Origin of the sequence: Nodosilinea sp. P-1105, assembly GCF_012911975.1 — a bacterium.
Classification (GTDB): Bacteria; Cyanobacteriota; Cyanobacteriia; order Phormidesmidales; family Phormidesmidaceae; genus Nodosilinea.
Genome location: NZ_SMDQ01000031.1, coordinates 33,383 through 54,809, shown reverse-complemented (window position 1 = coordinate 54,809; position 21,427 = coordinate 33,383). Strand labels below are relative to the sequence as shown.

General features: G+C 53.6%; 27 protein-coding genes and 1 pseudogene. 10 read left to right on the top strand and 18 right to left on the bottom strand.

From position 1 onward, the window contains the following. Window positions 1-222 precede the first annotated feature (222 nt). A complete protein-coding gene (locus E1H13_RS14370; protein WP_169614108.1) occupies window positions 223-1,842 on the bottom strand; it encodes an EAL domain-containing protein in 1,620 nt (539 codons plus the stop codon). A 162-nt stretch (window positions 1,843-2,004) separates the two neighbouring features. On the opposite strand from E1H13_RS14370, the pseudogene E1H13_RS14365 reads away from it, so the two are divergent. The 3 genes and pseudogenes from E1H13_RS14365 to E1H13_RS14355 all read left to right on the top strand — a co-directional run bounded on the left by E1H13_RS14365 (window position 2,005) and on the right by E1H13_RS14355 (window position 3,406). Further along, window positions 2,005-2,732 (top strand): annotated as a pseudogene (locus E1H13_RS14365) (IS1 family transposase). Between the two features lie 160 nt (window positions 2,733-2,892). Further along, complete coding sequence (locus tag E1H13_RS14360; RefSeq protein WP_169614107.1) at window positions 2,893-3,168, top strand: BrnT family toxin; 276 nt, start codon at window positions 2,893-2,895, stop codon at window positions 3,166-3,168. Beyond that, window positions 3,131-3,406: a BrnA antitoxin family protein gene (locus tag E1H13_RS14355; protein ID WP_169614106.1), complete on the top strand. Its 276-nt coding sequence runs from the start codon at window positions 3,131-3,133 to the stop codon at window positions 3,404-3,406. Before E1H13_RS14360 ends, E1H13_RS14355 begins: the two co-directional genes overlap by 38 nt. Window positions 3,407-3,560: 154 nt before the next feature. On the opposite strand, the gene E1H13_RS14350 is transcribed toward E1H13_RS14355, so the two are convergent. After that, entirely contained in the window at window positions 3,561-4,064 is a 504-nt protein-coding gene (locus E1H13_RS14350) for a hypothetical protein (RefSeq protein WP_169614105.1), read from the bottom strand. A 695-nt stretch (window positions 4,065-4,759) separates the two neighbouring features. Here E1H13_RS14350 and E1H13_RS14345 point away from each other — a divergent pair. Then, window positions 4,760-5,773 (top strand): helix-turn-helix domain-containing protein, encoded by a 1,014-nt coding sequence (locus tag E1H13_RS14345; protein WP_169614104.1) that lies wholly within the window; start codon window positions 4,760-4,762, stop codon window positions 5,771-5,773. A gap of 175 nt (window positions 5,774-5,948) precedes the next feature. Here E1H13_RS14345 and E1H13_RS14340 read toward each other — a convergent pair whose 3' ends face one another. Continuing rightward, complete coding sequence (locus E1H13_RS14340) at window positions 5,949-6,758, bottom strand: hypothetical protein (RefSeq protein WP_169614103.1); 810 nt, start codon at window positions 6,756-6,758, stop codon at window positions 5,949-5,951. A 617-nt stretch (window positions 6,759-7,375) separates the two neighbouring features. Between E1H13_RS14340 and E1H13_RS14335 the strand changes: the two genes are divergently transcribed. The 6 genes from E1H13_RS14335 (at window position 7,376) to E1H13_RS14315 (ending at window position 9,971) form a co-directional block, all read left to right on the top strand. Further along, a complete protein-coding gene (locus E1H13_RS14335; RefSeq protein ID WP_169614102.1) occupies window positions 7,376-7,876 on the top strand; it encodes a hypothetical protein in 501 nt (166 codons plus the stop codon). Window positions 7,877-8,042: 166 nt separating this feature from the next. Continuing rightward, the gene (locus E1H13_RS26915; RefSeq protein ID WP_206070517.1) at window positions 8,043-8,312 is read left to right on the top strand and encodes a hypothetical protein; all 270 of its coding nucleotides are present in this window, start codon (window positions 8,043-8,045) and stop codon (window positions 8,310-8,312) included. Continuing rightward, entirely contained in the window at window positions 8,305-8,553 is a 249-nt protein-coding gene (locus E1H13_RS26910; RefSeq protein ID WP_206070515.1) for a hypothetical protein, read from the top strand. The genes E1H13_RS26915 and E1H13_RS26910 overlap by 8 nt, the downstream gene beginning before the upstream one ends. A 125-nt stretch (window positions 8,554-8,678) precedes the next feature. Further along, window positions 8,679-8,870 (top strand): hypothetical protein, encoded by a 192-nt coding sequence (locus tag E1H13_RS14325; RefSeq protein ID WP_169614101.1) that lies wholly within the window; start codon window positions 8,679-8,681, stop codon window positions 8,868-8,870. A 147-nt stretch (window positions 8,871-9,017) separates the two neighbouring features. Next, window positions 9,018-9,569 carry a hypothetical protein gene (locus E1H13_RS14320; protein WP_169614100.1) on the top strand — a complete coding sequence of 184 codons (552 nt, stop codon included), beginning with the start codon at window positions 9,018-9,020 and terminating at the stop codon, window positions 9,567-9,569. A gap of 99 nt (window positions 9,570-9,668) precedes the next feature. Next, window positions 9,669-9,971, top strand: a complete 303-nt coding sequence (locus E1H13_RS14315; protein ID WP_206070513.1) for a hypothetical protein — start codon at window positions 9,669-9,671, stop codon at window positions 9,969-9,971. Window positions 9,972-10,094: 123 nt separating this feature from the next. On the opposite strand, the gene E1H13_RS14310 is transcribed toward E1H13_RS14315, so the two are convergent. The 15 genes from E1H13_RS14310 to E1H13_RS14240 form a co-directional block, all read right to left on the bottom strand. Next, window positions 10,095-10,697 carry a class I SAM-dependent methyltransferase gene (locus E1H13_RS14310; protein WP_240966636.1) on the bottom strand — a complete coding sequence of 201 codons (603 nt, stop codon included), beginning with the start codon at window positions 10,695-10,697 and terminating at the stop codon, window positions 10,095-10,097. A 59-nt stretch (window positions 10,698-10,756) separates the two neighbouring features. Beyond that, complete coding sequence (locus E1H13_RS14305) at window positions 10,757-11,209, bottom strand: ArsC/Spx/MgsR family protein (protein WP_169614097.1); 453 nt, start codon at window positions 11,207-11,209, stop codon at window positions 10,757-10,759. A 10-nt stretch (window positions 11,210-11,219) separates the two neighbouring features. Continuing rightward, window positions 11,220-11,843 carry a cupin gene (locus tag E1H13_RS14300; protein ID WP_169614096.1) on the bottom strand — a complete coding sequence of 208 codons (624 nt, stop codon included), beginning with the start codon at window positions 11,841-11,843 and terminating at the stop codon, window positions 11,220-11,222. 23 nt (window positions 11,844-11,866) lie between these two features. Next, a complete protein-coding gene (cysK, locus tag E1H13_RS14295) occupies window positions 11,867-12,859 on the bottom strand; it encodes a cysteine synthase A (protein ID WP_169614095.1) in 993 nt (330 codons plus the stop codon). A gap of 87 nt (window positions 12,860-12,946) precedes the next feature. Beyond that, complete coding sequence (locus E1H13_RS14290) at window positions 12,947-13,540, bottom strand: CBS domain-containing protein (RefSeq protein WP_206070511.1); 594 nt, start codon at window positions 13,538-13,540, stop codon at window positions 12,947-12,949. Window positions 13,541-13,731: 191 nt separating this feature from the next. Further along, window positions 13,732-14,259 carry a flavodoxin gene (locus E1H13_RS14285; RefSeq protein WP_169614094.1) on the bottom strand — a complete coding sequence of 176 codons (528 nt, stop codon included), beginning with the start codon at window positions 14,257-14,259 and terminating at the stop codon, window positions 13,732-13,734. Window positions 14,260-14,400: 141 nt separating this feature from the next. Then, window positions 14,401-14,655, bottom strand: a complete 255-nt coding sequence (locus tag E1H13_RS14280; protein ID WP_169614093.1) for a ferrous iron transport protein A — start codon at window positions 14,653-14,655, stop codon at window positions 14,401-14,403. Between the two features lie 78 nt (window positions 14,656-14,733). Then, window positions 14,734-15,033, bottom strand: coding sequence for a 2Fe-2S iron-sulfur cluster-binding protein (locus E1H13_RS14275; protein ID WP_169614092.1), 300 nt, complete (start codon window positions 15,031-15,033; stop codon window positions 14,734-14,736). A 95-nt stretch (window positions 15,034-15,128) separates the two neighbouring features. Further along, window positions 15,129-15,494, bottom strand: a complete 366-nt coding sequence (locus E1H13_RS14270) for an iron-sulfur cluster assembly accessory protein (RefSeq protein WP_169614091.1) — start codon at window positions 15,492-15,494, stop codon at window positions 15,129-15,131. 335 nt (window positions 15,495-15,829) lie between these two features. Next, window positions 15,830-16,618 carry a HesA/MoeB/ThiF family protein gene (locus E1H13_RS14265; RefSeq protein ID WP_169614090.1) on the bottom strand — a complete coding sequence of 263 codons (789 nt, stop codon included), beginning with the start codon at window positions 16,616-16,618 and terminating at the stop codon, window positions 15,830-15,832. Between the two features lie 179 nt (window positions 16,619-16,797). Beyond that, window positions 16,798-17,115: a nitrogenase-stabilizing/protective protein NifW gene (nifW, locus tag E1H13_RS14260; RefSeq protein WP_169614089.1), complete on the bottom strand. Its 318-nt coding sequence runs from the start codon at window positions 17,113-17,115 to the stop codon at window positions 16,798-16,800. Continuing rightward, the gene (locus E1H13_RS14255; RefSeq protein WP_169614088.1) at window positions 17,112-17,321 is read right to left on the bottom strand and encodes a CCE_0567 family metalloprotein; all 210 of its coding nucleotides are present in this window, start codon (window positions 17,319-17,321) and stop codon (window positions 17,112-17,114) included. Before E1H13_RS14255 ends, nifW begins: the two co-directional genes overlap by 4 nt. Before the next feature lie 89 nt (window positions 17,322-17,410). Beyond that, window positions 17,411-17,887 (bottom strand): NifX-associated nitrogen fixation protein, encoded by a 477-nt coding sequence (locus E1H13_RS14250; protein ID WP_169614087.1) that lies wholly within the window; start codon window positions 17,885-17,887, stop codon window positions 17,411-17,413. Then, window positions 17,884-18,309: a nitrogen fixation protein NifX gene (gene nifX / locus E1H13_RS14245; protein WP_169614086.1), complete on the bottom strand. Its 426-nt coding sequence runs from the start codon at window positions 18,307-18,309 to the stop codon at window positions 17,884-17,886. Before nifX ends, E1H13_RS14250 begins: the two co-directional genes overlap by 4 nt. 184 nt (window positions 18,310-18,493) lie before the next feature. After that, complete coding sequence (locus E1H13_RS14240) at window positions 18,494-21,253, bottom strand: bifunctional nitrogenase iron-molybdenum cofactor biosynthesis protein NifEN (RefSeq protein ID WP_169614085.1); 2,760 nt, start codon at window positions 21,251-21,253, stop codon at window positions 18,494-18,496. Between the last annotated feature and the right edge of the window lie 174 nt (window positions 21,254-21,427).

Here is a 21,427-nt window from a genome sequence, read left to right as displayed (position 1 = left end):
GACAAAAAAGCTAAGAATTCTGCTGTACCAGAACGAAGTCAAGTTATCGGCAAGAAGCAGAGGTTATCTACGTCCGGTAGGTATCAATCATCGCAATTCCGAGCGCCCAGACGCGCTGGGGTGGCCTCATCTAACACTAGGATAGGTGGGTCTTTGAGCATAGCACGGGCGATCGCTAGCTGCTGTCCCGCTGGCAGATAACCAGTTCTCCAAATTACTAAATTAGTCATCAACAGATGATCTCGATCTATTCAGGAACAACTCAAACTCTTGAATAGGAACTGGCCTAGAATATAGCCAGCCCTGGCCGTATGTAACATTTCTACTACAAAGAAATTGATGCTGTTCTTCAGTTTCAATGCCCTCCGCTACCATAGTAAAACCCATTTTGTTTCCCAGATCAATAATACTTTCTAGAATGTTAGTGATTTGAGGATTTTGGTTAATAGCTGCAACGTAGAATCGATCAATTTTCAAAATATCAACATCTAATTGGTGCAGATAGCTTAAGCCTGAATATCCCTGCCCGAAGTCGTCTAGAGCAATACGAGATCCCAATGTACGCAAACGAGATAAAATATCAGTTGTGATAGTTCCGGGTCTAATTGCTGCTGCAGATTCAGTTATCTCGAAGACAAATCGATGAGGTTGACAGGGTTGATTTTCCTCTGATGGTTTTTGGAACCAGTTTATAAGATCGTCTAGACTGCCAGAGTTCAACTGACCTGGCGAAACATTGATAGATGTATATAAATCTAAGTACTTATCATATAACTGTTTCTGTTCCTGGGAAACCTGCATGACCACCCATTTTCCAATTTCGTTGATTAAGCCAGTTTTTTCGGCCACAGGTATAAATAAACCAGGTGATAAAATCCCTTGCTCAGGGTGATACCATCGCAACAACGCCTCAGAACCGACACATTCACGGGTTTTTAAGTTGAGAATAGGTTGATAGTGAATCACCAATTCTTTATTTTCAAGTCCGCTTTTTAGTTCGCGATCTAGTCCTTCCAATTGGTTGATCAGTTGTAGAGCCCCAAAAAACATAAGACCACTAGTTAATGCTGTGATCGGGCCGCTAATGAATAACATTCTGCGCCATTTCTTCAAGGCCCAGTTTTTGGATACTTCGCTAATGACCAGCACATCACCGTTATACGATGTTCGACTAAATCGGATCAAATTTTTTGTTTGTTCGTTCTTTATTGTTTCAAGAGAAGGAATAATGCCAATTCCTGCTAAAATCTCGCCATTTTTTGTATTGATATAAGCAAAGAATCCATCATTGCCAAGGTGTAAAGATCGGTCAACCCCCCATGGCTCTGTTAAAATGATTGGATGTACTAAGGCATTTACCTCGCCAAGTTCCTGAGTAGGTAGACTTAAAACAATGGACTCTTCTCCCATGACAACTGTTTGAAGTGGTCCTAGAATCTGTAGTGAACTATCGTTGGGGTTGGAGCGTTGATCGAGTGAAACCTTTTGGGGAGGATCAACTGGACCAAAGCTGGTCAAAGTCAAAAATCCTTGATTATTAATAATCCCGATTTCCCGAAACAAGGGCTTGTCATAAACTATTCTCTGTAGTATTGCTTTGGAATTTGGATCGTTTGGAGTATTAGGATCAACGTTTCTAGCGACATCTGATAGAACATCGCTGCCATTTTTTAGTAAGAAGTCAATTCGTTGAACACCGCTATCAACATTTGCTCTTAACATAGCTCTGGTAGCACTGATGTACTCAAAATAGGAAATACTTAAAAATATAGTGGGTGCAATTAGGCTGACTCCCAAAATACTGCCTAAAAGTGAGATTTGCTTTTTGAATCGACTGTTCATAAGCTATTTCCCGAAAGTGACATAGAAGTATAATCTCATGCCAAGACCAGCTCGGGAACTGTAGTTTTTCTACAGGCAGAACTCCACATCTGGACTTGTTTGAGGTTAGGAGATAGTCGCGAAGGGGGCGACTAAATTTGAGATAACGAGTAGTGACACAGGATCAGTGTGAGCAAGCACGGTACCACTAGGCGCGGTAAGTAGAACTACAAGTGCCGAGACTGCAACCGCCAATTCGTAGAGGATCCGCAGTGGAAGCCGAAAGACCAAGACACTCGGGCTTTGGTCAATCTGCTGCTGTTAGACAAGATTCCATTCGTTGGCATCGCCAGAGCCACTGGAGACTCTGCTACTTGGCTACAAGGCCATGCCAACGCTGGCTACGAAGCCGTGCCAAAAGCAGTAGGCGTTGTACCCAAGCCTAAAGGCAAGATGAAAGTGCAGATGGATGAGCTCTGGTCATTTGTCGACAACAAAGGCAATAAGCAGTGGGTCTGGCTGGCAATAGATGCAGATACCCGAGAAATCATCGACTGCCACATCAGCGACCGTTCCAGGGAATCGGCGATCGCCCTATGGCAGTCCATCCCGGCGGTTTACTGACAACGTGCCAAAGTCTACACCGACTACTGGGAGGCTTACGTTGAGGTGATTCCGAGCAAAGGCATGTTGCTGTTGGCAAAGAGAGCGGTCTGACGAACTACATCGAACGCCTGAACAACACCCGGAGGCAGCGAATTTCCCGACTGGTACGGAAGACGCTGTCGTTCTCCAAAAAGCTAGAGAACCACATTGGAGCCATCTGGCTATTCATCCACGACTACAATCGCTGCGTCAGAGAGAAGCTAGCAGAACAGGGCGGGCTCAGCTTTTCCTCTGTCCTTTACTAAAAGGCACTACCAAATCTTGAAGTTCCTGATCCTCGTTTAATCGAGGCGTGAGCGTGAGCCTATGCGTTGCGGGGTAGCTACTCTGATGGAATATGGCTAACCCGAGTGGCTGTAGCTACGTTTTGTAGCTACAATTAGTGGGTATGGTTGCCGTTTAGTTATGGAATATGAGTGGGATGAAGCAAAACGTCTGGCTAATCTCCGTAAGCACGGAGTAGATTTCATCGATGTTACCACCGTGTTTGATGGCGATATCGTGACGGTTGAAGACAATCGTCACGATTATGGAGAGGAGCGTTTTGTCACATTTGGCTTGTTGCAAGGGCGTGTGATTGCCGTTGTCCATACAGAACGTGAGGATTGCATCCGTATTATTTCTGCAAGGAAAGCGACGAAATATGAACAACGAATTTACTTCCAGCAACTCTCAAACTGATTGGCAACGATTGGATGCTATGGGCGATGAAGATATTGATTTATCGGATTGCCCAGAGATTACGCCAGAAATGTTTGCTAAGGCGGTAGTGCGGCGGGGGTTACCTGCTACAAGAACCAAGACTCAAGTCACGCTCCGCATTGATAGCGATGTGTTGGAGTGGTTTAAATCCCATGGCCGGGGCTATCAAACTCAGATCAACCAATTGCTACGAGCTTACATGGAAGCACATCAGTAGCTGTCAATTGATATCGCATCTAGAAACGACGACTTCTGCGGCATAACAACCCTAGTGCAGCGGATTGTCGAGATTGGTTGGTGGAATGTGGAAAGCCACGGCAACCGCTGACTGGAAACGTTAGATTGCTGACGCAATTTGCCTACTGCCTAAGTCAGACTATTTTTTCGGAATCTGACAAAGCGGTCTGTGAAGGAGTCTCCAAATTAGCGGTAATTGACGGGAACGCAATCTCTGGATCGGGAAAGATAGATCGCTGCTCGATCCAGTAGCCCAGCGTCCACAGCGACACCAAGGAATCCACCACTAAAACTGGAAAGTAACCGTAGGTGCTGGGGTTGGCAAACCCCCGTGAGGCGATGTAGAGCACCACCATCCAGGCTTTTTCGGCAAAGGAGTAAAAGACGACCGGGGCTCGCCAGGATGGCTTGAAGGCGGCCACCACCATGACCACCCCCATGAAGCCGACCATGACCCCCCAGTGGTAATAGAAGAAATAGTGCCCCTGATCGAAATAGGTCGTGGCGAAAGCTTCGCTGTAGGGGAGTTTCAGGATGTTTACGATCGCCCACTGCGGCACGATCGCATAGATAAAGCAGGACGCCGTCGCCAAACCCATGACGAACAGCATCTTGGACAGGTGACGGGTAAAAAACACGGCAGTATTGGGTGGGCGACTTGGCAAGACCAGGGCGGCGATGATGGCTAAGTTAGGATAAGCCCTCTAATCCGACAACGCATGACTCACGTCCTCAACACAGCAGTACAGCTAAAGTACATAGAAGACGGCTGAAGCGGTGATTTTTTCTGGGGAGGAGCAAAAACGCTTCAGTCCAAAGCTGTGTCGATTGTAGGTTTAACGCCCCGGCCCTACTATTCAAAAACCGCAAGTCTAGGCGAGTTGCAGATTAAGTTTTTAGCACCACTATTCAAAAACCGCAAGTTTTGGAGGTTTGGCTTTACTTCGTCTCAGCAGCGTTTTATAAGTGGATCATTCTAAACACACCACGTGCGGCTATCCCTCACGGTGCCGTGCTTTGAGCGTGATCGCATAGTCGGCAGGTGGTTTTTCTTTAATGTCTTGGCAAGGCCTAGCAGGCCCAGCAGATTGGACGACTGGGATGTACCCTTGACCACTCTCGTCGCGTTGCCTACAGCGATGCGAGCAACGCGGGGAATAGGCATTGGATAAAATCAATGAGTGAATAAGTAGATTTATTTTTCCTCACAATTTCCTTATGTTTTTCGTGATAGATGGAAAGGATGACTCCATGGCACCCAACGATGGTTTCTATGGATGCTGGGGATGGTACCGCTAAAGAATCTATGGTCAGCATTGCTGTGAGGTGAAGCATGAAGGCACTTGGCCAAAATCGAGATGACTCTGCTCAACTGCTCCCTAGTTTGCCGGAGGCCGATCGCCCGCAATACCGAGAGGCTTCCTTTAACGATGTAGACCATTTTGGCGAGGCGATCGCCCTTCGTGGGCTACAGGTGACCCAGCTCAGCAGGGGCACATTTCAAGGGCATTTGGCCGCCTGGGCGCTGAGCCCCAGCCTGACGGTGACCCGCCAGCAAGCGAGCCAATCGCTGCAGGTGACTAGCGACCAACGCCCCCATTGCCTCAGGTTTGTGGTGCTGCTCTCCTCACCATCAACGCCCGCCTTTGCCCGCGATCGACCCCTAGTGGCCAATGCCATTTTTGGCTTTGATGTAGAGCGTCCGGTTCATCTCATTACCTCCTCAGCGGGGCAAGATCAGTGCCAGATCAATGTCTCCAAGGAACTGTTTCAGCACTATGCGGCCCTGGCCCATCGCTACGATTTAGACGAGGCGTTCCTCCAATGCAACATGGTAGTGCCTGCTCTGGATCAATTCTCTCCCCTTCGCGCCTACCTCCTTCAACTCTTCCAGTCCAGTGCAGATCAGACCTGGTGCAGTGCCCCCCAGTTTGCGACTCTCTTGGAGCAAGACTTGATGCCACTCTTAATTGATGCCCTGCCCCCGCTCCACCAGGCCGATACTCCCCAGTCCTACCGTCGGGCTGAGTTGGTAACCGCGGCCAAAGCCTACATCATGGACCACCTGGATCAACCCCTAACCCTGGCCCAGATCTGTCAGGCGGTCTGCACCAGCCAGCGATCGCTTCAGTATGGGTTCCAGGAGATGCTGGGCATGGGACCAATGGCCTTTGTCAAGGTACAGCGTCTCCACGGCATCCGCCGCGCCCTGCTCAACGCTGATCCGAAGCCAGAAACCGTCGCTCACATTGCCCATCAGTGGGGCTTTTTTAGCCTAGGTCACTTTTCTAGAGATTACAAAAAACTCTTTGGCGAACTGCCGTCTCAGACCTTGAAGCGACGCTAAGAACAGACATCCAGCTTCTCGGCTAGACGGCAGATGATGGTGTTAGGCAGGGCAGCGACGAGGACGGGTTGTTGTTCCGAAGGAACCGCTTCGCATTAGCGTAGCCTGCCTGAAAGACAAACGAAATGGCCTTTAATGCTCTTTCAAAGAGATTTTGTATTAATTTCCAGGTATTCTATTGACCACTAAATTGAATGAAGAAAGGCTGTCCATCCAGAGTGCCATTCGACGAAATGCTGATTATCGAGTTGTTAGGACCATAGCGAATGTTGGCCGGTGCTTGGGCCGTTGCATTGCCCGATGCAGTAAGGTTGAGAACTATGTCTTCAGCTGTTTTGCGGGTTTGCTGCCCCGAAAACGTCAAATTGCTACCATTGGCCAAGCGAATCGATAGCTCAGCCCTATCATCAGACTGAACTGTTACCGAAGCAAAGGTAATGTTCTGATTTGGACGCCCTTGAAGACCGAACACCCCTTGCCCTTGCTGCGCTAGGGTCACCACGTCGGCGGTCGGGGGACGGCTGACACTGTCGTCGGCGATGGTGAAACGAATCGACAAGGGTTGGCCATCAAGGGTGCCGCTACCGCTCAGGGAGATCAGAGTGTTGCCTTGGTAGCGGACGGTGAGTGTACCGGTAGCATCAGCCCCACCGGCACTGATTAACTGGATCTGAGCCTCGTTCCCACTGCGACTGACCAGTTGCCCATCCCACCACTGTAGGTTGCCATCTGCCAAACGCAGAGAAACCTGAACCATCTGATTGGGGCGACCGGTGACAGTGACAAAGGTTACAGTTTGGCTGGGGCGGTTGCCGATGGATAGGGTTCCTTCTCCTTCTCCGAATAAGTTCCAGTTGGCCCGTTGGGCAATCATGGGGATGGCGGGCAGGTGTTCAGTTGCGTTAACGATCTGGGGAGTACTCAAAACTATGACGGCAGCGCCATAGACCAAAGGCGAATAGGACAGGATTGAGCGAATTTTCATCATAATCACCTTCGATAATTATATTTAGGGCCTACTACTCCACGGCAGAAATGGCACTGCTATTTCTGGGTGGCAAAACCCCGGACACATAGGGGATTCCCTTTCTGCCTTCTGCCTTCTTACTTCTGCCTTGCTGTACTACTTTAATAGGTTCCCTGAAGCCTGGTGTTGCAAAAACAAATGTTAAGAAGACTGCATGGGGTTCAACCCTTAGCAATTCTATAGCGTAAGACTCAAATCAGCATAATCATACGTCTAGCCTTTCAGCCCTATTATTCAAAAAACGCAATTTTGCTTGTTTTCCACTCTTCCTTGCGTCTACTTTGCCTGTTTCGCTTTATTATTGTTCTGCATCCATAGCAATCTGAGTTGATTCATGGAGGTAGGATGGGCATCTTGCCCGTGCAGACGAGACGCCTGCCCTACGAATTTTCACGATTCACGTAGGATAGCGATATAACCCGGAGGATTTTTCGAGTAAGTGCTGAAAGCCTTACTTAGAATTCCCATTGACTAAGCCACTGGAGAAGAGGTTTAAAATTCACATTCTGCGGCGGGCTGTCAAAAATTGTCCGGAGTTTTGGTTATGCGACTTTTATGGTTTTTTTAGGTTAAAAATGATTAGATTCCAACGTCTTTTTGCCGCAACCCTTGGTGTAGCCACTAGCCTAGCCCTCGCCCCTGGTATGTTTATGTCCCCGGCTGAGGCTAGTTCTGATCCACTGGTGGCTCAAGCCGACACGATGGAGAACCCCTGTGTTTTACTGCAGGAGGTAACTACAGGTCAAACCGAAGTGCGCAAGCGGATTGAGAACCGGGTGATCAGCAGAAATAACTGGCATACCGATTTTTTGGTACCCAACAGTCCAGAGTTTGATTATTTCGTCGCACTGGTCACCGCTGAAAATACTGGCCCTTACCATCTCGATATTCACCTGCGCCTACCGCAAGGGGGCTCAGAACCCGCCTTTAGTGGTCGAGCCGATGTGGAAGCTGGAACCACCTATGTGATTCCGTTTCAGTCTCCTACGGGGCGTCATCCTGCTTTGATTAATGCCAGGTTAGGAGGCATCAATGGTAACTTCTATTCGATTTCGATTGCTGCCTGCGAAAGCTAACTGAACCCATAGGTCCAATAGCTGGGCCAATGCCAGGGAGATATCGGGCATAGCCAGTTGGGCTGTGTCTATATCTGCCTGGGGCGTTCAGCGGCGGTCCCTGTGATGACATCCGTTGCAATTGCTAAAGTCCGTTGCAATTGCTAAAGATATATTGGAGAAAACGATGAGCGATCGCCCGATTCAAGTGATTGTGGCCGCCTTTAACAACCCTGATGCAGCCACTACGGTAATGGCTGATCTAAAGCAGGGTAAAAAAGCCGGACTGATTGGCATCATTGATGCTGCAGTGGTGGCCAAAGATGCCGATGGCAAGCTCAAAATTACCGATGCCAAGCGCCGTACTCGTAGAGGGTTGGTGACCGGTGGGGTGGTTGGTGGCTTAATTGGGCTAATCGTAGCCCCCCCGGTGGCAACCATTGCAGCAGGTGGCTGAAGCTGGTGCCCAGCTAATCCGTGATGCGATTAAGGCAGATATTGCAGAACAGCTTGAATCTGGGGGCAATGTACTGTATACCGCCGGGGGTAGTTCCGAATTTGCAGGGGTCGCCCGCATCAGCCAAACCGACAATACCATGACCGCCAGTAGCGTCTTTGCCACTGACGATGGTCTATTTCTCGATCAGGCTGACATCAGCCTGGAACCTGCAGAGGCAGACGGCACCCCCGACGATTGACCCTATATGACCGAGCACCACCCAATACCGTTGGGTTACGTCCCAAACCATTAGGCTTGCCCCCTAAATCTCCTGCAAAGCCTTTACGGCAAGACTTTCGGGACAATTTTACTAGTGAATTCTGAATGCCGATCAGCTTAAGACTACCCCAAAGTGGTTTTGAAAAAGCATTTAGCGAGCGGGCCGACTTACAGGCTGGTATGACTGTTTCGGTTCTATTTGAGTCCCCTACTGGACGGCAACCTGCGGTGGTAAATGTTCGCCTAGGTGGGGTTAACGGCAGCGGTTACACCATTGCTGTAACCGCCTGTGAGTAGCGTTTACACCTGGTCCTAGTTATCGCATGTGGGGTCAATTCGCGCTAAAATAAGGCTCTGGTCTCTAGCTATAGCTAATGGAAACTTGGGTAGAGGTCATCAAGCATTTTTTTAACCAACTTCGTTTCATGGATGGAGCCTGGGAGTATGAAGTCAAAGTTTATAGTCTGTTCTGCTTTGGCTTGTTGTCTGACAACAGCATCAATTTCACTGCCGGTAAAGGCGATGTCAGCGTCCCCTTCGGTGGAATTAGCGCAGGCTGCGGCCCAAATGACAGAAGGAAATGTTCAGGCTGTCATTGACCAGTTAGAAGCAGCAAGAGCTAACCAGGATGTAGAAAGAATTCTTGACTTGATCGCTCCATTTGCCGTAACGGTGGTGACAATTAAGGCTGGTAGCGGCCTCTCAACGATTACCACCCACCTGGAAGGAATATATGCCCATCAACGAATACTAGAGCAATCATTTAGGCAAGTCCAGAGTCGGGAGAGCCTGGAAAACTACATCACCATTGACATCATTGATGACAATTTTGGGATTGCGAAAATCTATCAAATGGAAAACGTTGAAACCTTAGAAGGGGAAGCCTGGATAGCGGCTAGTCAAACTGTGCTGCGTTTAGGTCGGGTAGATGGTCAGGTACGAATCACCTCTGCGACCGTCGATGGTTGGATTTCGGCCCGTCCTTCTGAGAGGTGATTTCCAGCCCATACATCAAGTCTTGGCGATGTTTAAACGTTATCTAACTGAAGTACAGAGGTTGAAATGATGAAACCCTTGATAGCTGTTGGTTTATCTATGTTCACTGCGATCGCATCTTTGGCACCAACGGCCAATATCGCTCAGGCTAGCTTTGGCAACTTCATGTTGGGAGTGGGGACGGCGGCAGGAACCAGTGCTGTGATCAATTCCAACCGCAGAGCAACTGAAGCTGAGCAGCGAGCTACAGAGGCGGAGCGTCGGCAAACTGTATCCTCTGAAGAGGAATTCTTTCGTGGGCTCCAGGATGCCCTGAATGGCCTACCCTACGACAACTTTCGGGCAACCACCTATTATGACGAAGGCTTTCAGGAAGGCGTGCTACGTCGACAAGGGCTATAAATAAACACGGTTTTTCCCTACCTTCTGGGCATCCGCTAAGGGAGGAAGACGTTGTTAGCGAGCTTGCCATGCCGTAATCGGGCACCTCAGGTTATCGATGCTGGTTGATAGAGCGTAGATCGGCTACCGCTTGCAGGCAACGATGTTGAAAATATGCCAGTGCTTGTCTTCACCCAGGGCGGTCTTTCCGGGATGATTTTCTTCCTCCAGCCACTCCACAGTAAAGGGGGTTAGCAAGTCCTTAACCTGCTCACGACTGTGGTGGTTCATGTCGGCGTAAGCGGCCCAGGAATCTTGGTCGCCAAACAACTGACCACAAAATCGACCGCCGGGGGCCAGGGCGACCACAATTTCTTCCCAAAGGTGGACAAAGTGCTGGGGTGGGCAGAAGGGTAGGCAAAAGCTAGCGTTGATCAGGCTGACATCGGGCGGTAGGGTCAGGGCTTCGAAGCGTTGCACCCGGGTTTCTAGGTAGAGGCGATTGCAGTCAGAGCGCTGTCGCAGGCGGGCGATCGCCTCCTGTTCCCCATCAATCGCCAACACCCGCCACCCCTGGCTGAGTAGTTCTACAGTGTCACGGCCATCGCCACAGCCCAGGTCCACGGCAAACTTCGGTAAGGGGTTGGCATCTTGGGCGTAGGCGGCCAGTGCTTTGACCAGGGTAGGGCGAGGGGGGCGGCCTGCCACCGCTTCGTAGTATTGAGTCCATCTCGGTTCACAATTCATAAATCCTCCCGCTGGCTTTGGGCTATTGGAGAGAGGCCAGCGGTTTAAAAAATCACACATTATGGTTGGGCTAGGCTAGCCCCTCCGTAGGCAGGGTGAGTAGAGCGAGGGCAGGTTTCTAAGTCCGGTAAGGACTTCGCTTGGTGCAGATCCAGAGCAGTCTTCAGGCCAATCCACTGTTCCATAAAATCGAGGTCGAACCCGACGTGGCACTGTTTACCCACTTTGATCAGCGGACGGCGAATCAGCAGCGGGTCAAGCAGCATTAGCCCCAGGGCTGTTTCAGCGTCTAGCCGATGGGGGACAATCAGGCCGGTGGCAATGGCCGGGGCGGTGGTGTTGAACCACTGGTCCACAGGCAGGTCACCAAAGAAAGGACGCAGGCGATCGCGGCTCCAGGGTTCAAGCAATAGGTTGCGGGCAATCACTCGATAGCCAGCCGCCTTCAACATCGTTTTTTGACGAGTATTGTTGATGCAGCCCGCTTTTTCGTAAAAGATCACAGTGGTCATCATCCACCTCTTAGAAGGGTTTGGCCGTTAAGGTCTCGGGATCAAACTGAAAACGAGCGTTGGGTTGGGTATCTCCATAGAGTTGAAACGTGAGAGCAGGCCCAGGTCCCAGGGTTTCCACTTGATGAATGGCCTTAGGACTAAAGCTAATAATTTCCCCGGCGCTGAAGACTTGTTGGCTGGCAAGGGTAATGCGATCGCCCTTGGCGGGGTACGACCAGAAGCTATGGCGTTCCTGCCCTTCCAGTAGCGCCACCACCCCCCAGGTGCCATGGTTATGAATCGGGGTGGTCACGCGGGGGGCCGTGATCACGTTTTGTACCGTCAGGGGATAGCCAATTTCGTCGTAGAGGGTGATCACGGTGGTGCCGGTTTTGGGGTCGGGGTCTGCCCGTTGGGTGCGCAACCAGTAGGAGTTGAGGATAAGTTGGCGGACCTGGCAGCGAATGGGGGGTAAATAATCCCACTGGTCTAGTTCGTGGGGGGCGTGGGCCAGAATCTGCAGAATATCGCTGAGGAACTGGTGCAGGTAATAGTGATCTTGCAACAAGTCCCAGGGGCGACGGGTAGGACGAGACTGGCACTGACCCGCCCCATCCACTAGCCAATCTTGGTGGAGTAGTTCAGTTGTCATCATCGTTCTCCTTCTGCCTGTTACTACGCCATCTGCAGGGTGGGAATCTCCAAGTCGGCCAGCAGCGAAGGGGCGGGGGGCTCGATGTCCTTGAACAGTAGGGTGCTCAGGTAGCGTTCCCCAAAGCTGGGCTGGATGGCGACGATCAGCTTGCCTTGGTTTTCGGGGCGGCGGCCCACCTGGATGGCGGCGGCCAGGGCAGCACCGCTGGAAATGCCAGAGAGTAGCCCCTCTTCCCGGGCCAGGCGACGACCGTAGGCGATCGCGTCTTCGTCGGTCACAGTCACCACCTGATCCAGCAGGTCAGGGCGCAGTACCGGAGGCACAAACCCGGCCCCAATGCCCTGGATTTTGTGGGGGCCGGAGGCACCACCGGAGAGCACGGGGCTGTTGGTTGGTTCGATGGCGATAATCTGGAGGTCTGGTTTGCGGGGTTTGAGCACCTCGGCAATGCCAGTGATGGTGCCGCCCGTGCCCACCCCGGCGATGACGATATCCACCGCCCCGTCGCTGTCGGCCCAGATTTCTTCGGCGGTGGTGGCCCGGTGGATGGCCGGGTTGGCCGGGTTCTCGAACTGTTGCAGCATTACCCCATTGGGCACCCGTTGGGCCAGTTGGGTAGCCATGGCGATCGCCCCTTTCATCCCCTGTGCCCCTGGGGTCAGCACCAGTTCAGCCCCATAGGCCGTGAGCATGGCCCGCCGTTCCAGGCTCATGGTGTCGGGCATGGTCAAAATCAACCGATAGCCTTTGGCGGCGGCCACCATAGCCAGGGCAATGCCGGTATTGCCAGAGGTGGGTTCAATCAATACAGTTTTGCCGGGTTCAATGTCTCCGGTCTCCTCAGCGGCCTGGATCATATTGAAACCAATCCGGTCTTTGACGGAGGCGGCCGGGTTCATACCCTCCAGCTTCAGCACAATCCGGGCAACACAGCCCTCGGCTTGGGGGATGCGGTTGAGCTGTACCAAGGGGGTACGGCCAATCAGTTCAGTGATGTCGTGGGCGATGGGCATGGTGAGGCGTGGGGTTGGAAGTAGGCGTAGGGCAAGAGTCTGTTTCTCGGCGGCAGAATGGAGAGATTCCACCGCCGAGGGGTAGGGCTAGGCCAGAGCAGGCTCTGGGGCAGGGGCATCTTCGACAGCACTCTGGGCAGGGGCTTGGCCCTGACAGAAGGCGAGTTCTGCTTCTAGTTCAGCCACAGCGGCCCAGGCTTCTTTACCCGCATTGGAGTAGGGGCCTTTGGCGGCAGATACACCACGGGCGTGGGCGGTCTGTGCCTGGAGTGCTTTTTGTAGCAGGGGCACTCTGGGGTTTTCTACAAAGTCGCTCTTTTGCAGAATATCGGTATTAGAAACAATGCCGATCAGGTCATTTTGAATCACTGGGGCGCGATCGATGCCAAAGTGGGCGAACAGCCGCGCCACATACTCAACCCCCAAATCGGGATTGATCACCAAACAAGGTTTATTCATGATTTCGTAAACCTTGATGGTTTTGGGGTCGGTACCGTAGGCCACCACCTTGTTAACAATATCGGTATCGGTGACAATGCCGTAGGCATCCTCTGGGCCACGGCGCTCCACAATCAAAGAATGGAGCTTTTTGAACTTCATCAGTTGCACAGCTTCGGCTACAGTCGCAGAGCCTTTAATGGTAGCGACGTCATCGGTCATGATCTCTTTAGCAGTAGCCATAGTCTTAGTCTCCTTGATGCAATCTAAATGGGAATAAGTCAGATCCTCCTAATGGTCTTTGGTACAAAAGTAGCTAGTTCAAGGGCATCACCTCCTGTAAGGGTGGGCGGGTGAAGGGGTGGATGAGATAGGTTGGTGCCGTAGGGTGCATTAGCGCAGCAATGCACCGTGAGGAGGCTGGGAGAGGTGAGTTAGGCGATCGCTGGAAAATCCGCCTTTAGACTTTCCAGCCAGTTAGCAATGCGATCGTCGGTTTTCTCGCTTTCATTTACCTCATCTAGGGGTAGTCCCACAAACTTGTCGTCTTGAATGGCGGAGGATTTTTCAAAGGAATAATCGTCCGTAGAAACCGCCCCAACAATCGTTGCGCCCAGGGCTTTAAACTGGTTGTATAAGATGCCCAAGGCTCCAACAAAGTGCTTGCTGTGCCCTTCGCAGTCGCCAGGGCCAAATAGGGCGATGGTTTTACCGGTAAAGTCAGGCTTGTCCATCTCCATATCAAAGAGTGGTTCGCGCCAATCATTCTGCAGTTCCCCAGCCCCCCAGGTGGAGCAGCCCAGGATCAAATAGTCGTACTTTAATAAATCATCGACATCATCAAAATCCTCCTCCATACTGTAGAGGTCGCAGTGATCTTCACCGATCGCAGCCTGTATTTTTTCGGCAATTTCCTCGGTGACGCCTGAGGTACTGCCGTAGAATAGTCCAATTTTAGTCATGGGTTTGCTCCTAGAGAATTAGGTGTTAGGTATCAGGTATCGACATCCCCTCTTGGGAGGGGCAGGGGTGGGTTCTATCCCCTCTTGGGAGGGGCAGGGGTGGGTTCTATCCCCTCTTGGGAGGGGCAGGGGTGGGTTATTTCAGCTAGGGCCGGTCAGACGCACATAGATCGCCCTTGCCAGCGAGGGAGGCAAGGTCAAATCGCCATCCTCAGTGCTCACCATAAAGTTGGGGTGGCGCTGGGTAACGGCAATTTTTGTACCGCGATCTAGGCCCAGAGATTGCAAATGAGATAGGGTTGATGGATCAACTCGGGTGAAGCGGGAAATGGTGCCGCGATCGCCCACATTCAACACCTGTAACGATGCTCCTGAAACTGTAAATCCGCTAAACATGACGCAACTCCAAGGAAAAGGTTAACCTTGGTGCGTCACGTCTGGCGGTGACGCACCCTACGAGATGGGGCCACTCGCTCAAACCAGATAGGCCTCCATGTGGGTTTTAATGGTGCAGTCTGATTGAGGATAAGCAACACAGAGAAGGGCAAATCCTTTTTCTATTTGTTCATCATCTAGAAAAGATTGATCCTCCTGATCAACGCCTCCTTCCATCACCTTGCCAACGCAGCTAGAGCAGGCTCCAGCACAACAAGAAGAGGGTAAATCGAGATCATGTTCTGCCGCCGCTTCAAGAATGTACACATCATCAGGAACGGGGATAGTAATATCAATATCTCGCTTTTTGTTGATCAGTCGAACTTGATAGGTGGTCATGGTGGGGTTCCTTTTGGGTGGATGGGTGTCGGGTATCGGGTGTCGGGTTCACGGTTCACGGTTCACGGAGTAGCCCAAAACCTAAAACCTAAAACCTACGAACAGGGCACTCCTGCTGGGCTGCAATTGCCCGCCTGGAATGACTTGCCGCAGCTGCAGGTGTCGGTGGCGTTGGGGTTCGTGAACTTAAAGCCGCTTTCCAGCAGACTGTCGATGTAGTCCACCACAATGCCGTCCAGTAGGGGCCAGCTTGTGGGGTCCACGAAGACCTTGAGGCTGCCCGATTCCAGTACCTGGTCATCGGGTTTGGGGGCGTTGGCAATTTTGATGTCGTACTCATAGCCGTTGCAGCCGCCGTCTTTGACCGCTAGGCGAATGCCGCGATCGGGGGTGTAGTTGGGGGTGCCGCGCAGGAAGGTGCGCAGGCGGAGTTCGGCAAGTTCGGTGAGGGTGATGGCCATAGGGGGAGATGGGGGGATGGGGGGATGGGGGGATGGGGAGATGGGGGAGATGGGGAGATGGGGGAGATGGGGAGATGGGGAGATGGGGAGATGGGGGGTAGACGCGGAGCGGCTTCCCGCAGGGTAGGGGGATGGAGAGGGTGGGCACTGCGGTGGGCATGTGCTGGGTATTTGGGGTTGTCCGCTCCCCTCCTGGGAGGCCTGTACTGAGCCTGTCGAAGTGGGTAGGGGTGGGTCAGGGCGGATTTTGGATTGGCGATTTTGGATTTTGGCCATGTTCCCGTAGAGCGGGTATAGTCCCCCATCTCAAGGGGGATAGCGAGGATAGACCACGGTTACCTCCTTGATAGGGCTAAGGGTAGGGCGCGATCGCTGCCTTCACCCACCTTCGACCCGCCGCACACGGGACAGTCAGGGTCGTGGTAGGCACGGCGTTTGGCAAACTCGGCCCGGGCTAGGTCCATAGTTAGGAGTTGCCCCAGCAGCGGGTCACCTAACCCGGTGATCAGCTTGATCGCCTCCAGGGCGGCCAGGCAGGCCAGGGTGCCGGATACCGCTCCTAGCACCCCAAAGCCCCAGCGATCCCAGTCGGGCTTTTCAGGGTAAAAGCAACTCAAACAGGGCGTTTCCCCCGGTACAACGGTGGTCAAGTAGGCTTCCATGGCATTCATGGCTGCTTCCACCATGGGTTTGCCCCAGCGCACACAGGCCGCATTGAGCAGATCCCGCTCCTTAAAGTCAAAGGCGCAATCCAGGGCAATATCGGCCTGCTGCACCAGGGCGTCAGCGTTGTCGATATTGACGTATTCACACAGGGCATGGATTTGAATGTCAGGATTCAACGCCGCTAGGGTCTCTTGAGCTTTGAACACCCGGGGTTGGCCTACCCAGTCATCGGTCATCAGCACCTGGCGGTTCAGGTCGTCCCGCTGCAGGTTCCCCCCCCGCACCAAAATCAGTTTGCCAACCCCGGCCACAGCCAGGTACAGAGCAGCCGTCCCCCCCAGGCCACCGACCCCTGTGACCAGGGCCGTAGAGGCTTTCAGACGTTCCTGGGCGGCCTGACCAAAGCCAGGAAGCTGCATTTGACGACGGTAGCGTTCTAGTTCAGAGGGAGAGAGCATGGGGAGTGGGTGGGGAGATGGGGGGTGGATGGGTGGATGGGTGGATGGGCGCTGCCCTGAGCTTGTCGAAGGGTGGGGGGAAGTGGGGGATTTCCGGTTCCCCTCCTTGGAGGGGCTAGGGGTGGGTCTGCGAGGACTTGTGCATGCTCCAGTTCCCCTCTCAGGAGGGGATGCAGAGGTTATTCCACCTCAATGTCAGACAGCAGCACCACATTGCTGGGCTTCTGGTTGAACACCTTAAACAGCTTTTGTTCTAAGGGCGACGAGGTTTCAAACAAGCTATAGGCTGCTTGCAATAGACTGCGGTAATGGTTGAAGGTGGCATCATCGTCTAGGTCAGGGGTTTCAATCCCTTGTTCCTTCATCAAACGAGAAAACTTTTGCAGGATGTGCAGCCGATTGACATTTAGGAATTGGGGATCATACGGCAGGCCAAAAAAAGCAAAGTAGTCTTCGGCCTGGGTGATTTGGTTGAAGGCTTGGGCTTTGGTCTTCATGGGGCTTGCTCCAGGGTTTTTAGCTGCTGTCGGAGGTCACGCAATTGGCAGTAGATCTCGTAGGTCCGAGCCGCCGTATCAGGCAATAACTCTAGGTCTGTGGGCAGTCCTTCGGCAATATCGTGTAGATCCATCTTGAGCTGACCCGCTTTGCTGTTCAGCCTTTTGATGCGAGTCTTGAGATCGTCGAGGGTGGCAGTGGTCATGGTGGCGGTAAGAGAGAGGTTTCGAGGGGCTGGTTTTTAGGTTTGAGCTAAGAATTCAAAATTCAAAATTCAAAATTCAAAACTAATTTTCACCACTGGCTAACTTCTGGGAATCGGGTGGCGAGTTCGATGCCTTTTTCTATGAGGCGATCGCCCTCTTGGCTGAGCTTCTCTAGGGAGACAAAACTGAACCGTTGGGCATCGCGCAGGGTTTTGGACACCAGCAACAGACGACCAGAAAACACTAGTGCCCAGCCAAAGCCTTCGTGACTCAGATCGATGGCCACCTGGGAGAGCATGCCAGTTTCTTGCTCAATGCAGTAAGCGACGGCTCGAAAGAAGGCCGCAATTCGCGCTTGGGTAATGGGATCAACCTCGCCTTCTACGGAAATTTCGCGCTTTTGGGCTTTGGTGAGAATGTAGGGCTTGAGTAGTAATTCATCGGCCCAGTGGCGATAGGTGCCATAGCTATCATTGGCCCGAATTTGCTGGACGATCGCCTGTAAAAAGGGCGACTCAGCGACAGTTAAGGGCGGAGTTGGGGTAGGCGTTTCAGCGGTGGTCATACGGTCACTTCCTCCTCGGTTTCCAGATAGGCTTCGTCAAAGCGAGGGGCCTGGTCTTGGCTGAGGGCTTTGCGCAGCCAGGGTGGGGGGCTACCTTGCAGGGTGTGCATCAGTTGGCCCAAGATTGTCTCAATTTTTTCATCCAAGGAATGGGACTTCATCGGCGTAATCCGTTTACCAATCAGCCGAGCCGCCGCACTGCCGCCAATATCTGCCACGTAGACAATGGTGCAGCCCTTAAGTGCCTTCAGCTTGGCATCTACCTTGTCTTCGTTACCGTCTTCCTTAAGATTGCCGCCAAACTTTAGTGTTTCTGAAAAGGTACAGGTATCGGCAGTTAGCTCATAGACATCCATGGTGCTGGCCGAGCCAAAGTGGGCATTGATGTGGACGTTGTCATTCGTGGCGAAAGCTATTTTCATGGGAGGTCTCCTTTTTAAAGTGGATGGGTAGATGGGTGAAGGGGTAGATGGGTGAAGGGGTGAAGGGGGGTAGACGCGGAGCGGCTTCCCGGAGGGTAGGGGTGAAAGGGAGAGGAGTAAACAGACATCTATTAGTTCATTCACTCGCCCACTCATTCACTCATCCACCCGCCCACTCATCCACTCATCCCCCTCCCTCCCGCCACCGATGCACCAACCCATGGGTGCGCTCCTCGTCGGCGGCCAAGAAGATGTTGCCGATGGCAAACAGCATGTCTAGGGTGCCGCGATAGCCGACGGTGCAGCGGTGGCCGTTGCCCAGGTGCTCTAGCATGGGGAAGCCATGCAGGTAGAGGGGAATGCCGAGGCGACGGGCAATGGGGCGGGCTTTGGAGTTGGTGATCCAGAGGTCGGCGGTGGCCGCGAGGTCTTCCAGGTCTGCAAAGTCGCCGATGTAGGTTTGGGCGATGGGCAGGTCCTTCAGCAGGGGCGAGGGGGCGGTGGTGACGGCGGCTTGGAGTTCGGCGCCAGTGCTGTGCAGCCACCAGGCAACGTTGTGCAGCAGGTCGGGTTCAAGGGCGATCGCGACTTTCTTCCGGCCAAAGAAGAAGTGGGTATCCATCATGGCATCCTGCACCTGGCGACGCTGGCGTTGGTACTTGGGGGGGACGGGCTGGCCGCTTACCTGGGTTAGGGTGTGCAGAAATTGGTCTACGGCACCGAGACCTGTGAGCCGGGGGAAGGGAATGGCGGGGGTACCAAAGCGATCGCTCAAAATGGTTGCTGCCTTGGCCATGCTGCCCCCCAGGGTGAGGGTAAGGGCGGAGCGACCCACGGCCTTGAGGTCGGCGATCGAGGTGCCGCCCGTGGCAGTGGTAGCAAAGTCGGTATCCTCCAAGTGGCCATCCAGGGAGGTGGACAGGTCCGGCACCACGATGGGGATCAGGCCAAAGGCTTCCACCATCTCCTTGAGTTCCGCCACATCCCCCGGCCCCCAGGCAGCACTGGCCAGCAGGGTTACCTGTTTGGGGTTCACCTCCCCCGGCTCCGGCATGGTCCGCACCAGGCTTTCCACCGCCGCCGCAAAGCCGTCTTCCAGGCTGCCCTTGTAGTCGGGGGTAGAGGCCAAGACGATGGGCACAGTGACCTCCGGGTTGGCGGTATGGAAGTCCCGCAAGATAGCAGGCATATCGTCACCCCGGGTTTCCGTCAGCCCGGTGGTCAATAGCCCCACCAATTGCGGCTGGGAGTTCTGAAGCACCGTCAGCAGGCCACCGTGGACGTTGTCGTCGCCCCCCAGCACGGTACTGACCTCGCCCATGGCCGTGGTGGCCAAGGGAATCGCCTCCTGGAAGTGGTTGACCAGCATCACCTTGGCAAAGGCCGTGCAGCCCTGGGAGCCGTGGAACAGCGGCATGGCTCCCTGAATGCCCAGAAAGGCCAGGGCGGCCCCGAGGGGTTGGCTTTGTTTGAGCGGGTTGACGGCCACAGCCTTGCGGCGGGCGATGATCTTGGTGGTAGCCCTGGCTTCGGTTCCGGCCCCCCTCTCCCCTAGGGAGAGGGGTTGGGGGTGAGGGTCTGCCCACGGCGCTTCCCGTCTCACCTCTGCCCACACCGGGCTGTGCAGGGTCTCGTCCAGCTCCTTGGCCATCTCCAGCAGGCCGCCGTAGCCGGAGTAGGGGTTATGGCGTTCCTGGTTGATGTGCAGAAAGGGAATCCGGGCCTTGAGGGCGGTGTACTGGTTGCGGCCTCCGGCGATCAGCATGTCGGCGTTGGTCTTTTCGATCACGCGCAGCAGTTCGGCGGCCCCGCCCTTCTCCAGCATGATGCCGTCCTGGCCCAGTAGGGTTTTGATCCGGGCTTTGTCTTCTTCGGTGCTCTTTTTGCTGCTGGTGGCAACCACGTTAATGCCCAGGTCCTGGGCGGCGGAGATAATCGACCAGCTCTTGACGCCGCCCGTGTAGAGGACGACCCGTTTGCCCTGGAGGCGATCGCGGTAGGGCGCCAGTTGCTGGTTTAGTTTGGCGGTTTCTGCGGCAATCACGGTTTCCACCCGAGCTTGCATGGCTTCATCGCCGATCTGGGCCGCGATCGCCCGCAGGCAGTGGTTCATATCCGCCACCCCATAGAACGACTCTTCAATGTAGGGAATGCCGTAGCGCTCCTGCATGGTGTGGGCCAGGTTGATCAACGCCTTGGAGCAGATCATCACATTCAGCTTGGCCCGATGGGCATAGGCCACCTCTTCGTAGCGGGCATCGCCGGTAATTTTGGCGAGCACCCGAATGCCCACTTTCTCTAGCAGAGGCAGCACCCCCCACATTTCCCCGGCAATGTTGTACTCGCCAATCAGGTTGATGTCGTAGGGGGTGGTGAACTCGGGTTCTGCGGTGCCAATCACATGCTCCAGCAGGGCCTCCCCTGCCAGGCGATTGCCCAGGTTCTTGCTGCCCACAAAGCCGGGGGACTGCACTGGCACCACCGGCAGGCCCAGCTTTTCTGTGGCCGTCTTGCAGACGGCATCTAGGTCATCGCCAATCAACGCCGTCACACAGGTGGAATAGACGAACACAGCAGCGGGCTGGTAGCGCTCTTGCACATCCTGGATGGCCCTATAGAGCTTCTTCTCGCCGCCAAAGATGATGTCGTTCTCGCTCAGGTCGGTGGTGAAACCCATTTTGTAGAGGGTATCGCCAGAGGAGAGACTGCCCCGCCCGCCCCAGGAGTTGCCCGCACAGGCGATCGAGCCATGTACCAGGTGGGCTACGTCGGTAATTGGCACCAGGGCAATGCTGGCTCCATCAAAGGCGCAGCCCCCCTGGGCGGCTCCGGGTTTGGCCTGCTGCTGGCATACCTTGTTGTGACCTTTGCCATTTTTCTTATGGTTGTGCTCACAACCCGGTTGGGTCAGGAGGTCATTCATTTTGGCTTTGGTGGAAGACATGGGGGGTGGGGGGTGGGGGAGTGGATGAGTGGATGAGTGGATGAGTGGATGAGTGGGGGAGGTGGGGAGGTGGGGGAGTGGGGAGGCAGAGCCCTGAGCGGAGTCGAAGGGTGGGGGAGATGGGGAGGTGGGATGCGGTTTGAGGGCTGGGTGTACCTATGAATTCAAAATTCA